General features: G+C 74.3%; 7 protein-coding genes. All 7 read right to left on the reverse strand.

The window, feature by feature from the left end; translation table 11 throughout:
• Positions 1–147: 147 nt before the first annotated feature.
• A complete protein-coding gene (locus tag ACH4F6_RS15340) occupies positions 148–4644 on the reverse strand; it encodes a condensation domain-containing protein (RefSeq protein ID WP_397960626.1) in 4497 nt (1498 codons plus the stop codon).
• Positions 4641–6440 carry an amino acid adenylation domain-containing protein gene (locus ACH4F6_RS15345; RefSeq protein ID WP_397960627.1) on the reverse strand — a complete coding sequence of 600 codons (1800 nt, stop codon included), beginning with the start codon at positions 6438–6440 and terminating at the stop codon, positions 4641–4643. Before ACH4F6_RS15345 ends, ACH4F6_RS15340 begins: the two co-directional genes overlap by 4 nt.
• Before the next feature lie 5 nt (positions 6441–6445).
• A complete protein-coding gene (locus ACH4F6_RS15350) occupies positions 6446–7498 on the reverse strand; it encodes a TauD/TfdA family dioxygenase (RefSeq protein WP_397960628.1) in 1053 nt (350 codons plus the stop codon).
• 100 nt (positions 7499–7598) lie between these two features.
• Positions 7599–8399, reverse strand: coding sequence for a thioesterase II family protein (locus ACH4F6_RS15355; protein ID WP_397960629.1), 801 nt, complete (start codon positions 8397–8399; stop codon positions 7599–7601).
• Positions 8400–8500: 101 nt separating this feature from the next.
• Complete coding sequence (locus ACH4F6_RS15360) at positions 8501–14881, reverse strand: amino acid adenylation domain-containing protein (protein WP_397960630.1); 6381 nt, start codon at positions 14879–14881, stop codon at positions 8501–8503.
• A gap of 37 nt (positions 14882–14918) precedes the next feature.
• The gene (locus ACH4F6_RS15365) at positions 14919–15182 is read right to left on the reverse strand and encodes an acyl carrier protein (protein ID WP_397960631.1); all 264 of its coding nucleotides are present in this window, start codon (positions 15180–15182) and stop codon (positions 14919–14921) included.
• 226 nt (positions 15183–15408) lie between these two features.
• Complete coding sequence (locus ACH4F6_RS15370) at positions 15409–16455, reverse strand: beta-ketoacyl-ACP synthase III (protein WP_397960632.1); 1047 nt, start codon at positions 16453–16455, stop codon at positions 15409–15411.
• Positions 16456–16482 lie beyond the last annotated feature (27 nt).

Raw genomic sequence — 16482 nt, forward strand, 5'->3', positions numbered from 1 at the left:
CCGCGGCCGCCCCCCCCCGGGGGGGGCCCGCGCCCCCCCCCCCCCCCGCCCCCCCGGGCGGGGGGGCCCCCCGGGGGCCCCCCCCCGGGGGGGGGGGGGGGGGGCGGGGCCCCCCCCCCGCCGCACGCGGGAGGACGGTGCCGGCCGCTACCTGCCGCTCCCGGCGCGGACGCGTCGCCGCAGCGGCGGCGGGGCGGCCTCGGCACGGGCGGCTGTGCGCAGGTGCTCGGCCAGTCCGGCCGGGGTCGGGGCCTGGAAGACGTCGCGCAGGCTCAGCCCCACTCCGAGGACGGACCTGACCCGGTTGACCAGCCGCACGGCCAGCAGCGACTGGCCGCCGACGCGGAAGAAGTTGTCCCCCGGAGCCACCGGGCGTCCGCCCAGCACCTCGGAGAACAGACCGCGCAGCACCTCCGTCCGCGGATCGGCCGTCCCCCCGTCCGACGGGAGGCCGGCCCCGCCGGGGGCGGGCAGCGCCGAGAGGTCCACCCGGCCGTCCGGCCCGAGCGGCAGCGCGGGCACGGTCACCACGGCCGACGGCACCGCGTACTCCGGCACGTCGCGCGCCACCGCGGCCCGCAGGGCCGCCTCGTCGACGCCCGCCGCCGGGCCGCCCGCGCGGACGACGTACGCCGTCACCGTGTCCTCGCCCGGACGGACGGTCACCACGGCGTCCACGACGCCCGGCTGCCCCAGCAGACAGGCCCGCACCGCGTCCGTCTCCACGCGCAGCCCCGCGATCCTCACCCGCTCGCCCGGCTCGCCGAGCGGACGCAGCCGCCCGTCGGGGGTACGGCGCGCCCGGCGTCCCGTGCGCAGCAGCGTCGCACCGGGCGCGCCCAGCGGATCGGCCACGACGGTGACGGCGGTGGCCCCCGGTCGGCCCGGGCTGCCGTAGACCGCACCGGAGACGGGCAGGTACACCTCCCCGGGGACGCCGTCGGGCACGGGCCGCAGCCGCGCGTCGAGCAGCCGGACGGGACCGGTCGCCGCTTCGGCCGTGTCCGCGCCGCCCGCCGGTCCGCCGAGCAGCCGGGACCACAGGGCGAGCGAGAACTCCTGCGACGTCACCGGCAGTCCGGCCGGATCCGGCCGGCCGCGGTCCGTCGCCGCGGCCAGCGCCCGGTGCGAGACGAGCACGGGCGCCGGCGCGCCGTCCGGCCCGGTGACGTGGTGGACGCAGGCGACGTCACGGCCGTCCGCACCCGGCGCGTGGGCCCCTTCGCCGTCCTCCCCGGGGACGAGCCGGTCCTCGGCGGTGCCGAGGAGCACGTCGGCCTCGGACAGCACGAGCCCCGCCCCGGCGGCCCGCACCGCGTCCCCGTCGCCGAGGACGTACCCGGCGCCGCACCGCAGGACCGCGAGCACGGCGACGGCCAGCGGCACCCCGTAGCCCATCCGCAGACCCACCAGCGCGCCCCGCCGCACCCCGCGCCCGCGCAGGTGACCGGCCAGCCGCCGGGAGCGGGCAGCCAGGTCGGCGCAGGTGATCGCGGTGCCCGTCCGGTCGTCGCGCAGGGCGACCGCATCGGGCGCGGCGGCCGCGTGCGCGTCGAACCTCTCGGTCAGCGACGGCCCGGCGTCCCCCCGCCCCGCGCCGCGGTCGCCGGCCACCGCGCCGGCGAGGCCCAGCTCGCCGATCCGCCGCTCCGGATCGGCCGCCACCTCCTCGGCGATGCTCACGAACCGCTCGGCGATCAGACGGGCGGTGGCGGGGTCGAAGAGGTCGGTGGCGTACTCGAGCACGCCGTCGAGGCCGGCCGGGCGGCCCTCGGCGTCGCGCCGGTCGTGCAGCGACAGCGTCAGGTCCAGCTTGGACCGGCCGGTCTCCACCGGGATCGGCGTGCCGTCCAGGGGCCGGGGTCCGGCGGTGCCGGCGGGCGCGGGGTGGAGCTGGAGCAGGATCTGGGTGAGGGGGTGGTGGCCGGCGCCGCGGTGGGGGTTGAGGTGTTCGACGAGGAGGTCGAAGGGGAGGGTGTCGTGGGCGTAGGCCGCCAGGTCGGTGACGCGGATCCGCGCGAGGAGCTCGCGGAAGGCGGGATCGCCGTCCGTCCGCGTGCGCAGGACGAGGGTGTTGACGAAGAGGCCCACCAGCGGGTCGAGCTGCGCGTCGGGGCGCCCGGCCGTGATGGTCGCGATGGGCAGGTCGTCGCCGGCGCCCAGACGGGTCAGGGTCGTGGCGAGCACGGCGTGCAGGGTCATGAAGAGGGTGGCGTCGTTCTGGGTGCCGAGGCGGACCAGCGCCTCGTGCACCGTCGCGCTCAGAGCGACGCGGGTGACGGCGCCCCGGTGCGAGGGCCGTGCCGGGCGCGGCCGGTCGGTGGGCAGGTCGAGCAACTGGGGTGCGCCTTCGAGTTCCTTCCTCCAGTGGGTGATTTCGTGGGTGAGGTGGCTGTCGGGGTCGGTGGGGTCGCCGAGGGTGTGGTGTTGCCAGAGGGTGTAGTCGGCGTACTGGACGGGGAGGGGGTGCCAGTCGGGTCGGTGTCCTTGGGTGCGGGCGGTGTAGGCGGTGTTGAGGTCGTCGAGGAGGCGGTCGAGGGACCAGCCGTCGGCGGCGATGTGGTGTAGGAGCAGGATCAGGGTCTGGTGGCCGTGTTCGTCGGTGTGGAGGCGGGTGCGCAGCGGGGGTTCGCGGGTGAGGTCGAAGGTGTGGTGGGTGGTCCGCTGGATGAGTGCGGGCAGTTCGGCGGTGGTGGTGTGCCGGTGGGCGTGGTCGGGTGTCGGCCGTTCGTGGACGGTCTGCACCGGCCGGCCGTCGGCGTCGTCGTAGGTGGTGCGCAGGATCTCGTGGCGCTCGGTGACGTCGTGGACGGCCGCGGCCAGCGCACCGGGGTCCACCGGCCGGCTCAGGGCGAGCACCACCGGGACGTTGTAGGTGGCGTCGGGCCCCTGGAGCTGGTCGAGGAACCACAGGCTGCGCTGGGCGTGGGACAGGGGCAGGAGGGCGGGCCGCGGGTCGTGCCGGGTCAGGGGCGCCGCAGCGGAGCCGCTGTCGGCGTCGAGACGCTGGAGGAGGGCGTGCGGGGTGGGCGCGAGGAAGAGGTCCCGGACGCCGAGGGAGACGCCGAGGGCCGTACGGATGCGGTGGGTGAGGCGGATGCCGAGGAGGGAATGGCCGCCGATCCGGAAGAAGTTGTCGTGCGGACCCACCCGGTCGAGGCCGAGGAGGTCGGCGAACAGCCCGCACAGGATCTCCTCCCGCGGATCCGCCGACCGCGCCGGCCCGCCGGTCCGCTCCGCCTCCGGCGCGGAACCGCCCGCGAGACCCGTACGGGCGGGCAGCCGGCGCAGGGCCTGTGCCTCGTCGTCGGTCAGGGGAGCCGCGGCCGGGGCCGCCGGGTCGTCGGCCAGGGCCGTCAGCGTGCGGACCAGCAGGTCCAGCAGCAGCCGGGCCGTCGGCTCCTCGAACAGGTCGGTCGCGTACTGCAACCAGATGTCCAGCCCCCCGGGCCGCCCGTCCCGGGGCGGCAGCTCCGCGCAGAAGAAGGTCAGGTCGAACTTCGTGGTGCGCAGGTCCACCGGCTCGACGCTCATCGTGAGATCGCCGAGCCGCGGCTCCCGCGTGTCCGCGGTGGCCGTCTGGAGGGTGAGCATGACCTGGAAGAAGGGGTGGTGGGCGAGGGAGCGTTCGGGGTTGAGGTGTTCGACGAGGAGGTCGAAGGGGAGGTCGTCGTGGGCGTAGGCGGCGAGGTCGGTGTCGCGGACGCGGGTGAGGAGTTCGTCGAAGCGGGGGCTGCCGGACAGGTCGGTGCGCAGGACGAGGGTGTTGACGAAGAAGCCCACCAGATCGGCGAGGTCCTCCTCCGGCCGGCCCGCGACCGCCGTGCCGAGCAGGACGTCCCGCCCGGCGCCCGCCGAGGAGAGCGCGACCGCCAGGGCCGTCTGCACGGCCATGAACACACTCGCCCCGTGACGCCGGGCGGCCGCCGCCAGCCGTCCGTGCGCATCGGCGTCCAGCAGCGCGGTCACCGTGGCGCCCCGCCCGCTGGGCTCCGCGGGCCGCGGCCGGTCGCAGGGCAGGTCCAGCACCTGCGGCGCGCCCTCCAGAGCCTGTGTCCAGTGGCCCAGCAGCTCGGCCGCCACGCTCGACCCGTCATGGGGGTCGCCGAGCATGTCGTGCTGCCAGAGGGTGTAGTCGGCGTACTGCACCGGCAGGGGCTCCCAGGCGGGCGCGTGGCCTTGCGCTCGGGCGGCGTAGGCCTCGCCCAGGTCGCGCAGCAGGGGGCGCAGGGACCAGCCGTCGGTGGCCACGTGGTGCAGCAGCAGCACGAGCACCGACCCCGCTGTGCCGGGAGTGGTGAACAGCCGCACCCTGAGCGGCAGTTCACGCGAGATGTCGAACGGCGCGTGCGCGAAGGTCCGCACCGCGGCGTCCACGCCGCCCGGTCCGCACTCCACGACCATGAAGTCCACGGGCTCCCCGGCCGCCCGGACCTGCTGGCAGGGCTCGCCGTCCGGGCCGGCCGGCAGCACGGTGCGCAGGCTCTCGTGCCGCTCCACCACGTCCCGCAGCGCCGCCGCGAGCACCACCGGATCGGGCACGCCGTCCAGGCGCACCGTCACCGGGGCGTTGTAGGTGGCCGACGGCCCCTCCAGCCGGTTCAGGAACCACAGCCGCCGCTGCGCGTACGACAGGGGGATCATGTGCGGGCCTCCGTGCCGTCGGCCAGGATGGCGTCGATCTGCGCGGCCAGGTCCCGCAGCCGGGGGTGCGCGTAGACCGTGCGCACCGGCAGGCTCACCCCGAGCTCGGCCCTGACCCCGGCGACCAGCTTGATCGCCAGCAGGGAGTGGCCGCCCAGCTTGAAGAAGTTGTCGTCGGCGGTGATGGTGCGCACGCCCAGCACGGTCGACCACACGCGGGCGATCAGCTCCTCGGCCCGTCCGGCGGGCAGCCGCGCCCCGGCGCTCACGGCCTCCTCGGGCGGCTGCGGCAGGGGCAGGGCGGCACGGTCCAGCTTGCCGTTGGTGGTCGTCGGGAAACGGTCCAGGCCGACCAGGGCCGAGGGCACCATGTACGACGGGAGCCGGGCCGCCAGGTGATCGCGCAGGGCGTCCCGCGTGACCGGCGCCACGGCACGGTAGTAGCCCACCAGGCCCGGAGCGCCGTGCAGGTCGTCGACCAGCACCACCGCCGCCTCGGCCACCGACGGGTGGGCCGCGAGCTGCGCCCGGACCTCGTCCAGCTCGATGCGGTGACCGCGCAGCTTGACCTGGCCGTCGCCCCGGGCGAGGTACTCCAGCCGCCCGTCGGGGCGGCGCACGCACCGGTCGCCCGTGCGGTACATCCGGGCGCCCGGACCGCCCGCGGGATCCGCGACGAACCGCTCGGCGGTCAGCCCGGGACGGCCGCGGTAGCCCCGGCCCACCCGCGGACCGGCCAGGTACAGCTCGCCGGGCGTGCCGTCCGCCACCGGCCGCAGCCGCTCGTCCAGCAGACGGGCCGTCAGCCCCGGCAGGGCACGGCCGATGTGCGGCGTGGTGTCCGAGGTGATCCAGCCGGCCGTGGCGTCGACCGTGCACTCCGTGGGCCCGTACAGGTTCACCGCCCGCAGCACGCCCTCGTCGGTGCGCAGCGCGATGCGCCGCCACAGCGCGGGGCTGATCGCCTCCCCGCCGATCAGCAGGTTCAGCGCACCCCGCTCCGGGTCGCCGGTCAGCTGGTCGACGAGCGCGTCGGCGTGCGAGGGCGTGATGTCGAGATCGGTGAGCCGCTGGTCGCGGACGAAGCGGGCCAGCAGGTCCGGGTCGGCGCGCGTCTCGTCGTCGATCATGACGAGGGTGTCGCCGCGGCACAGCCGCACCCACTGCTGGACCGAGGCGTCGAAGGAGGGGGAGGCGTTCCAGCCGACCCGGGCCACGCCCGGACGCACGATCCCCAGGGCCTCCGACTCCAGCTCGGCCAGCAGGGCTGCCGCCGCACCCCGGCTGATCTCCACGCCCTTGGGCCGGCCGGTGGACCCGGAGGTGTAGATGACGTACGCGAGCGTGCCCTCCGGCACCGCCACCGGGTCCCCGCCGTCGTCCTCGGGGCCGTCCGGAGCGGCCAGCGCGGCGAACGGCACACAGGCCGCCGCGTCCGGCACCGGGTCGCCCACCACCAGGTCGGCCGCCGCGTCCGTCACCAGATAGCGGCGGCGTTCGGCGGGCAGCCGGGGGTCGACCGGCAGGTAGGCCGCACCCGCGGTGAGCGTGCCGATCAGCGCGCTCACCAGATCCGCGCCGCGCGGCAGGCACAGCGCCACCACGCTCTCCGGGCCGATGCCGCGCTCCGCCAGCCGACGGGCGATCCGGCCGGCCTCGGCGCGCAGCGCGCCGAAGGTCAGCGTGCGGTCGCCCGCGACGACGGCGATCCGGTGCCGCGGCACGCGCGCCAGACGCGAGACCAGGTCCGCCGCGCCCGACGACCGCAGCGGCTGTGCCGGGGTCATCACCGTCATCGCGCTCACCCCTCGCTCGCGGCGCGGACCACGGCCGAGGCGCCGGCCGACGGGGCCACCGTCGGACGGCACTCGTCCAGAGGCACCGGATCGCCCATGGCGACGAGGATCTTGCGGTCGCCGCGGAACGCCTCCCGGCCGTGCGCGCACAGGATGTTGTCCACCAGCATCAGGTCCCCCGGCTGCCAGGACTCCCGCAGCGTGACCCGGTCGTACACGGCGTTGACCGCGTCGACCTCCTCGCGGGTGAGCGCGCTGCCGTCGCCCAGATAGGTGTTGAACGGCAGCCCGTCCGCCCCGTAGGTCTCCACCAGCACGTCACGGACGTCCGGGTCGAGCGTCCACTGGTTCCAGAAGGCGAAGTGGTTGAACCAGACCCGCTCACCGGTGACCGGGTGGGTGACGACCGCCGAGCGCACCTGGCGGGTGCGCAGCGCACCGTCCTCCAGCCATTGCGCCCCGATCGTGTTCTGCCGGCAGTACTCCTCGACGACCGCCTCGTCCTCGGTCGCGAAGCTCTTGTACCAGGGCAGTCCCGCCAGCTCCGAGTAGGTGCGCACCAGCAGCCAGCCGGCCGCCTCGAAGCGCTCCCGCAGCGCCGCCGGCATCAGCCGCAGCGCCTCCCGCATGTCGCCGACCGTCGTGGCCCCGCCCTCCTCGGGCGCGGTGACGCAGCAGAACAGGAGGGTGCCGGGGAAGTCGAGGGTGTAGCTGTTCTCGTTGTGCAGCCGGATCGGCTGGACGGCGGGCAGATCGGTGGAGGAGAACACTCCCTCGCCGAAGTCGGTGCGCGGAGTGGCCTTCTCCTTGTACCCGGCCCGCTGCTCGATCAGGACGTCCCGGGCCAGGGCGAAATCGGCGGCGTCCCGCACCGGCAGACCGCGCAGCAGCAGCGCCCCGGAGTTCAGCAACTCCGCCCTGATCGCGTCGCGGTGGGTGCGCAGCCAGTCCAGGGCGGTGTCCAGGTCGGGCAGCTCGGGCGTCCGCAGCACGAGCGGCGCGCCGGGAGCCCTGGTCAGATCCAGGTCCATGACGGAGGCGGAGGGGTCGGTCGGCATGGCGTCTCCTCGAAGGGTGCTCCGGACAGGCGTCCGGAACGGGACGGTGGTGGGGTGGCCGCGCGGCGGCCGGGGCGGGTGGCCGGGGCGGCGGCCGGGGTCAGACCAGGGCGGGGCGCTCGGTCCCGGTCTCCGCCTGGGCGAGCACCTCGTCGACGAGCGCGAAGAAGCGGTCGCCCTGCTGCTGGAAGTAGAAGTGGCCGCCGGGCAGGGTCGTGGTCGCGCACGGCCCGTCGGTCACCTCGGACCATCGGCCCAGGGCCGGCACCGGGACGATGGGGTCCTCGCTCCCGCCGACCACGGTCACCGGGCAGGACAGCGTCCGGGCCGGGCCCTCGTGCCGGTAGTCGTCGTCGATGGCGAAGTCGGCGCGGATCGACGGCAGCACGATCTCGCGCAGCTCCGGCTCGTCGAGCACGCCGTCCTCCGTGCCGCCGCGCTCCTTGAGGGCGGCGACCAGCTCGTCGTCGGTGAGCCGCTCCGGGTGCACCCGGGCCGGGTTGGGCAGGAACGGCGCCCGGCAGGCCGAGGCGATGAGGGCACGCGGCGGCCTGCCTGCCGCCGTGAGCTCGCGGGCCACCTCGAAGGCCACCAGGGACCCCATGCTGTGGCCCAGGATCACCAGGTCCCCGGTGTCCGGCGGCAACGCCCGCAGCACGGGCCGGGCGAGATCCGGCATCGACGTGGGCAGCGGTTCGGCGAACCGCGCGCCGCGTCCCGGGTACTGACCGACGAGCAACCGCACATGAGCCGGCAGCACGTCCCGCCAGGGGGCGTAGGCATGGGCGTTGCCGCCCGCGTGCGGCAGCACGAGCAGGGACAGACGGTGCCCGGTGCCTCCCTCGGGAAGGCGCCAGACGACGTCCTCGTCCGGGCACGGCGAGGACAGGGCATGACTCATCTCGGACTCCGTTCGCATTGAGCGCATGGGGCGGACTGCGCGGACTGTGCGGATGGGCGGGGGCAAGGGGCCGGGGGCGCCGGGCCGCGTTCGGCGGCGGGTCAGCCCTGCGGCAGCAACGCGCCCGCCGAAGTGCGGCGGCGCAGCGCGGGCCGCGCCCGCCGGACGGGCGCCCCGCCGTCCCCGTCGGCCCGCATCGCGTCGATGCGGGTGGTGAGGTGGGCGACGGTGGGGGCTTGGAAGACGTCGCGGATGGTGAGGTGGGTGTCGAGGGTGTGGTTGGTGCGGTGGGTGAGGCGGGCTGCGAGGAGGGAGTGTCCGCCGAGGTCGAAGAAGTCGTCGTCGATGGTGACGGGCCGGGCGGTGTTGAGGACTTCGCGGAACAGGTCGCACAACAGCCGCTCCCGGTCCGTACGCGGTTCACGTCCCTGCTCGGCGGCGGTGAACCGGGGGGCGGGCAGGGCCCGGTGGTCGAGCTTGCCGTTCGGTGTGAACGGCAGCCGGTCCAGGACCATGAAGGCGGCCGGGATCATGTGCTGCGGCAGACGGTCCCGGAGCCACTGACGGATCGAGCGGACATCCGTGGATCCGTCGTGGGTGGTGGTGAGGTAGGCGGTGAGGCAGGGTTGGCCGGTGGGGTTGGTGGTGGGGGTGAGGGCGGCTTGGGTGATGTGGGGGTGGTGGAGGAGGGTGTGTTCGATTTCGGCGGGTTCGATGCGGAAGCCGCGGATCTTGATCTGGGTGTCGGTGCGGCCGTCGTAGTGGAGGTGGCCGTGGGTGGTCCAGTGGGCGAGGTCGCCGGTGCGGTAGAGGCGGGTGCCGGGGGGTCCGTAGGGGTGGGGGACGAAGCGGGTGGCGGTGAGGGTGGGTTGGTTGTGGTAGCCGTGGGCGAGTCCGGTGCCGGCGAGGTAGAGCTCGCCGGTGACGCCGATGGGGACGGGGCGCAGGGCGGTGTCCAGGACGTAGGCCTGCTTGTTCACGATCGGCCGCCCGATGGGCACGCTGGAACCGGTCGGCCCGCCGCGCGGGATCTCGTACGTGGTGGTGAAGCCCATCGACTCCGCCGGACCGTAGCCGTTCACGACCCGCAGCGCGGGATAGCGCTCTTGGATGCGCGCGACGTGAGTGCTGGAGGCGGGTTCGCCGCCGGTGAAGGCGGTGTGGAGGTGTTCGAAGGTGGTGGGGTGGTGGTCGACGAGGTAGTTGAAGAGGGTGGAGGAGGTTTGGAGGGTGGTGACGGGGTGGGTGTGGGTGAGGTGGTGGATGGTGTCGGGTTCGGGTTTTTGGCCGGGGTGCAGGACGGTGGTGGCGCCGTGCAGGAGGGCTCCCCAGAATTCGAGGCTGAAGGCGTCCCAGCCGGTGGGGGAGCACTGCAGGGTGGTGTGGGCGGGGCCCAGGGGGGTGTAGGTCTGGTGGTGCAGGGTGCCGGTGATGGCGCGGTGGGGGGTGAGGATGGCCTTGGGGCGGCCGGTGGAGCCGCTGGTGAACATCAGGCAGGCCGCGTCGTCCGGAGTGGTGTGATCCGGTGGTGGCGTGACGGGGTGCCGGTTCAGGTCGAGGGTGTCGAGGACGATCCTGCGTACGTGGTCGGGCAGGCGGTGCTGGTGGCGGGTGTGGGTGATGACGGTGGTGAGGGCGGCGTCGGCGAGGGTGGTGGTCAGGCGGTCGTCGGGGTAGTCGGGGTCCAGGACGGCGTAGGCGGCGCCGGTCTTGAGGACGGCCGGCAGGGTCAGGGCGAAGTCGGTGCCGCGTTCCAGCAGCACGCCGATGACGTCGCCGCGGCGGCAGCCGGCCTCGATCAGGTGGTGGGCCAGCCGGCTGGAGCGGGCGTCGAGTGCGCGGTAGGTGAGGCGGTCCTCGCCGAAGACCACGGCGGTCGCGTCGGGGGTGCGGGCGGCCTGCGCGGCGAACACCGCGGGCACCGACCGCTCCTCGGCCGGCGCACCGGTGTCGTTCCAGCCCTCCACCACCCACACCCGCTCCCCGGCATCGAGCACGTCCACCGCGCTCAAGGCCAGGTCCGGATCGGCGACGGCGCTCTGAAGGACCGTCCGGAACGCCCGGACCATCCGCTCCGCCGTCGCGGGGTCGTAGATCTCCGCGCTGTAGAGCACGGCTCCCGAGAGCCCGTCGACCGGATCGTCCCGCAGCAGGAACTCCCAGTCGTACTTGGCGGTCGGGGTGTCCACCACGCGGGCGTACGTCCGTGCCGTACCCGGCAGTTCGACGGCGAGGTCCTCGCCGTCCTCCAGCGCCAGGCACACCTGGAACAACGGGTGCCGCGACAGTGACCGCACCGGATTGACCGCCTCCAGCACCCGGTCGAACGGGGCTTCCTGGTGCGCGAACGCGTCCAGGTCCGTGTGCCGCACCCGCGCGAGCAGCTCCCGGAACGACGGGTCGCCCGAGGCGTCGGCGCGCAGCACCAGGGTGTTCACGAAGAACCCGACCAGGCCGCGCAGTTCGTCGGAGGACCGGCCGGCCACCGGCGAGCCGATCGGCACGTCCGTGCCGGCTCCCATCCGGGTGAGCGTCGCGACCAGGGCCGCGTGCAGCACCATGAACGGAGTGCAGCGCTCGGCGCGCGCCAACTGCCGTACGCCGTTCATGACGTCCGGACCGAACGACACCGGCACCGCACCACCGAGGTGGCCCGCCTGGGCGGGCCGGGGCCGGTCCGGCTGGAGCCCCAGCTCCTCCGGGAGGCCGGCCAGAGCCTGTGTCCAGTACGCGAGGTCGTCCTCCAGCGCGCCCGATTCCACCAGCGTGCGCCGCTGCCGGTGCGCGTGGTCCGCGTACTGCACCGGCAGCGGGCGCCACCCGGGAGCCTCACCCGCGAGACGGGCCCGATAGGCCTCGGTCAGGTCCTCGAACAGCGGCCGCACGGACTGTCCGTCGGTCGCGATGTGGTGCAGCACCACCGACAGCACGTACCGCTCTCCGGCCGCCAGCTCGAACAGCGTCACCCGCAGCGGCGGGCGGCGCGTCAGCTCGAAGACGTGGGCGGCCGCGCTGCGCAGGTCGTCCTCGATCCGCTCCTGCGAGGAGGGGAGCACCTCGAAGGCCAGCGCGTCCGGCGCGTCCGCGCCCAGGATCCGCTGCCAGGGCTCCGGGGTCCCGTCCTCCTGCACGACGACGGTCCGCAGGACCTCGTGCCGCCGCACCAGGTCCCGGAAGGCGGCGTGCAGCGCCGTCCGGTCCACGGCGCCGTCCAGCCGTACCGCCAAGGGCACGTTGTACGCGGTGCCGTGTCCGTCCACCGAGGCCTGCAGCCACAGCCGGCGCTGCGCCTCCGACAGCGGCGCCCGCTCCGGCCGCTCGGCGGCGACGAGCGCGGACCGCGCCGGCCGTACGCCGTCCTCCTGGCCGTCGATGCGGGTGGTGAGGTGGGCGACGGTGGGGGCTTGGAAGACGTCGCGGATGGTGAGGTGGGTGTCGAGGGTGTGGTTGGTGCGGTGGGTGAGGCGGGCGGCGAGGAGGGAGTGTCCGCCGAGGTCGAAGAAGTCGTCGTCGATGGTGACGGGCCGGGCGGTGTTGAGGACCTCGCGGAACAGGTCGCACAGGACGGCTTCCCGCGCGGTCCTGGGTGGTCGGCCCGCCTCCTTCACCGCGAACCGGGGTGCGGGCAGGGCCCGGTGGTCGAGCTTGCCGTTCGGTGTGACCGGGAGCTGGTCCAGGATCGTCACGGCCGCCGGGACCATGTGGTCGGGCAGCATCGTGCGCAGCCACCGCTTCACCTCGGAGGCGTCGAGGTCGGTCTCGTGGGTGGTGGTGAGGTAGGCGGTGAGGCAGGGTTGGCCGGTGGGGTTGGTGGTGGGGGTGATGGCGGCTTGGGTGATGTGAGGGTGTTTCAGGAGGGTGTGTTCGATTTCAGCGGGTTCGATGCGGAAGCCGCGGATCTTGATCTGGGTGTCGGTGCGGCCGTCGTAGTGGAGGTGGCCGTGGGTGGTCCAGTGGGCGAGGTCGCCGGTGCGGTAGAGGCGGGTGCCGGGGGGTCCGTAGGGGTGGGGGACGAAGCGGGTGGCGGTGAGGGTGGGTTGGTTGTGGTAGCCGTGGGCGAGTCCGGTGCCGGCGAGGTAGAGCTCGCCGGTGACGCCGATGGGGACGGGGCGCAGGGCGGTGTCGAGGACGTAGGCCTGTTTGTTGGTGATGGGCCGGCCGATGGGCAGGGTGCTGGTGGTGGCGTCGTCGGGGGTGTGGATCTCGTGGGTGGTGGTGAAGCCCATGGATTCGGCGGGTCCGTAGCCGTTGATCACGCGCAGGTTCGGGTAGCGCTTCAGGATGCGGGCGACGTGGGCGGGGGAGGCGGGTTCGCCGCCGGTGAAGGCGGTGTGGAGGTGTTCGAAGGTGGTGGGGTGGTGGTCGACGAGGTAGTTGAAGAGGGTGGAGGAGGTTTGGAGGGTGGTGATGGGGTGGGTGTGGGTGAGGTGGTGGATGGTGTCGGGTTCGGGTTTTTGGCCGGGGTGCAGGACGGTGGTGGCGCCGTGCAGGAGGGCTCCCCAGAATTCGAGGCTGAAGGCGTCCCAGCCGGTGGGGGAGCACTGCAGGGTGGTGTGGGCGGGGCCGAGGGGGGTGTAGGTCTGGTGGTGCAGGGTGCCGGTGATGGCGCGGTGGGGGGTGAGGATGGCTTTGGGGCGGCCGGTGGAGCCGCTGGTGAACATCAGGCAGGCCGCGTCGTCCGGAGTGGTCGCGTCCGGGGGTGGCGTGACGGGGTGCCGGTTCAGGTCGAGGGTGTCGAGGACGATCCTGCGTACGTGGTCGGGCAGGCGGTGCTGGTGGCGGGTGTGGGTGACGACGGTGGTGAGGGCGGCGTCGGCGAGGGTGGTGGTCAGGCGGTCGTCGGGGTGGTCGGGGTCCAGGACGGCGTAGGCGGCGCCGGTCTTGAGGACGGCCGGCAGGGTCAGGGCGAAGTCGGTGCCGCGTTCCAGCAGCACGCCGATGACGTCGCCGCGGCGGCAGCCGGTCTCGATCAGGTGGTGGGCCAGCCGGCTGGAGCGGGAGTCCAGTTGGCGGTAGGTGAGGCGGTCCTCGCCGAAGACCACGGCGGTCGCGTCGGGGGTGCGGGCGGCCTGCGCGGCGAACACCGCCGGCACCGACCGCTCCTCGGCCGGCGCACCGGTGTCGTTCCAGCCCTCCACCACCCACACCCGCTCCCCGGCATCGCAGACCTCGAGCTCCGCGACCGGCCGCCCCGGACGTCCCGTCACCACGGACGACAGCACCTGGTGGAACGACCTGCGGTAGGCGGCCAGGTCGACGCCCTCGGCGTGGGCCGCGTCGATCGTGAAGTCGAGGCGCAGCCGGCCGTGGTCCCCGTGGGTGACGGACAGCGTGAGATCGTCCGCCGTTCCGCCGGTGGACAGCAGATGGCTCACCGCCGGGATGCCGGCGAACGCGGTCTGCTCCTCGCCCGCGACGATGTTGACGACCGGACCGAAACGGCTGCGGCCGCGCACCGGCCAGTCCAGGTCCCGCAGCAGGTCGGTGTCGGCGTAGCGCTGGTGCCACTGTGCGCGCAGGGACAGCGCGGCCACCCGCGCCGCCAGGTCCTCGCACGGCTCGCCCGGATCGACACCGCAGCGCAGCGGGACGGTGTTGGCCGCCATGCCCGGCGTCCGGTGCGACCCGGGGGTCACCCGGCCCGGTACCGGCAGACCGAGCAGCACGTCCGTGCCGCCGGTCCACAGCTGCCGGTGCAGCACCGCCACCGTCAGCAGCGCCTGCTGCCACGTCACCTTGGACCGCTCGGCGAACGCGGCGAGGGCCGCGCACAGGTGTGCGTCCACCTCGGAGACGTCGCGCACGATCCGGCGCGCGGCACCCGTCGGTGAGCTCCCGGACACTCCGGGACCGCCGGGCGGTTCGGCGCCGGCCATGACGCGCGTCCAGTACGCGCGGTCCCTGCGCTGCGCCGCCGAACCGGTGTAGCCCGCCTGCTCGTCGAGCAGCGCGGCGTACGACCCGTAGGGGGTGCCGGGGGCGTCCCCGCCGGCGAGCGCCGTGTAGATCTCGGCGGCCCGACGCCGCTGGATCGAGGCGCTGTAGCCGTCGTGCACCAGGTGGTGGACGCGGTTGTACCAGACGAAGTGCTCGTCGCCGAGGCGGAAGAGAAGGTGCTCGAACAACGGCCCGTGTTCCAGGTCGGGCGGCGACCCGAGGTCGGCCCGCATGATCCGCATCGCCGCGGCCGCGGGGTCGGGCTCGTCGCTGACGTCGTACAGCCGCGGCACGAAGTCCGCCTCGGCGACGAAGTGCTGGAACGGAACGCCGTCGACCTCGGTGAACCTCAGCCGGGCGGTCTCGTCCTCCGCCACCAGGGCCGCCACCGTCGCCTTGAGCAGCTCCGGGTCGGCGGGGCCCAGGATGTCCAGGTAGCCGCCCATGTGGAAGACGGGGTCGGCGGGGTCCAGGCGCTGGGCGTACCAGACGCCGGCCTGCGCCGGGCTGAGCGGTCGTGGTCCTTCGGCTGCCGGAGCGGACATGGGGGTCTCCCTGGTGGCTTCGCTGGATGGACTCGGGTCACTGCCGCCGCAGGACGGCGTCGAGGACGTCCTGCACCGTCGCGATGGTGGTGACCTCCGCGTCCTGGAGCTGGAAGCCGAAGCGCTTCTCGACCTGGACGAGGATCTCCACGACGGACATCGAGTCGATGCCGAGGTCGGCGCCGAGGGAGGCCTCCGGCACGATGGGGGAGTCGGTGTCCCCGACGACGAAGAGGATCGTCTCGGCGACCCGCTCCAGGGGGGTGGAGACGGCGGTGACGGGGGACTCGGCGATGGTCATGATCTTCTCCGATCGTTCGGGGCGGGCGAGGGGCGGGAACAGGGCTCGCGGGCATGGCCTCACGGCAGTGCCCGTGCAGGACGCGGAGCAGCGGGACGCGCAGGTCGAGTGCGCCACGGAAGCGCGAAAGGAAGGGGCGGAAGGGAAGCAGCCGCACAGGGTGGCTGCGACCGGCGGCGGAAAACCGGGGGCGGGGAAGGCCGGCAGCGGGCCGGACGCGCGCCGCTCAGACCTCGGACCCGGTGCCTACCGGGACGTCCGGCCAGACCAGCGTCACCGCACCCCAGGTCACCCCACCGCCGAACCCGGCCAGGACCACCTTGTCGCCGGGGCGCAGCGCCCCGGCGGCCAGCGCGTCGACGAGGGCGAGCGGAATGGAGGCCGCCGACGTGTTGGCGACCCGGTCGACGTTGCTGAAGGCCTTCTCCGGCGGCAGCCCCAGCTCACCCGCGGTCGCGGTCAGGATGCGCTCGTTGGCCTGGTGCGCCACGAGCAGGTCCACCTCGTCCGCGGACCATCCCGTCCGCTCCATGACGGTGCGGCACGCCTCCGCCATCCGCTGGACGGCGTGCCGGAACACGAGCCGGCCCTCCATCCGGAGATAGCCGTCGGCCGGATCCGGCGCCACGCCCGCCGCACGCTGCCGTGACCCGCCGGACGGCGTGATCAGGACGTCGAGCAGCGAGCCGTCGCTGCCCGTGGTCTGCGCCAGCAGCCGGCCGGGTTCGTCGGCCGTCCCGGCGCGCAGCACCACCGCGCCGGCCCCGTCACCGAAGATCGGGGCGGTCACCGGGTCGTCGTGGTCGGTGATGGTGGAGATGGCGTCGGCGCCGATCACCAGACCGGAGCGGAACGCGCCGGAAGCGATGAGCCCGGCGCCCGCGGACAGGCCGTAGACGAACCCGGAGCACGCGGCGTTCAGGTCGAAGGCGGTGACCGGGCCCAGACCGAGGCGGCTCGCCACGGACGGGGCGGTCGAGGGGAACGTGTGGTCCGGGGTGCAGGTCGCCAGGATCACGAAGTCGACGTCGGGATCGCCGCACGCCGTCAGCGCGCGGCGCCCGGCCCGGCAGGCTAGGTCCGAGGTGGCCTCGTCGGGGGCGAGGACGTACCGCTGCTCGATTCCGGTGCGCACCCGAATCCAGTCCGGGGTGACGTCGAGTCGTCGCGCCAGCTCGTCGTTCTTCACCAGACGGTCGGCCGTCACGGCCCCGATGCCGGCGATGACGGCCGACGCGACGCCGCCGGTGCCGGAGCGCATGTCTGGGGACAAGGGTCCTCCTTGGGCATTCTCGCGTGG

Source organism: Streptomyces sp. NPDC017936 (assembly GCF_044328485.1).
Taxonomy (GTDB): domain Bacteria; phylum Actinomycetota; class Actinomycetes; order Streptomycetales; family Streptomycetaceae; genus Streptomyces.

Excerpts from the sequence above, each read along its gene's own strand:
- ACH4F6_RS15360 (WP_397960630.1), bottom strand. The coding sequence starts at position 14,881 with ATGTCCGCTCCGGCAGCCGAAGGACCACGACCGCTCAGCCCGGCGCAG.
- ACH4F6_RS15340 (WP_397960626.1), bottom strand. The coding sequence starts at position 4,644 with ATGATCCCCCTGTCGTACGCGCAGCGGCGGCTGTGGTTCCTGAACCGG.
- ACH4F6_RS15355 (WP_397960629.1), bottom strand. The coding sequence starts at position 8,399 with ATGAGTCATGCCCTGTCCTCGCCGTGCCCGGACGAGGACGTCGTCTGG.
- ACH4F6_RS15350 (WP_397960628.1), bottom strand. The coding sequence starts at position 7,498 with ATGCCGACCGACCCCTCCGCCTCCGTCATGGACCTGGATCTGACCAGG.
- ACH4F6_RS15345 (WP_397960627.1), bottom strand. The coding sequence starts at position 6,440 with ATGACGGTGATGACCCCGGCACAGCCGCTGCGGTCGTCGGGCGCGGCG.
- ACH4F6_RS15365 (WP_397960631.1), bottom strand. The coding sequence starts at position 15,182 with ATGACCATCGCCGAGTCCCCCGTCACCGCCGTCTCCACCCCCCTGGAG.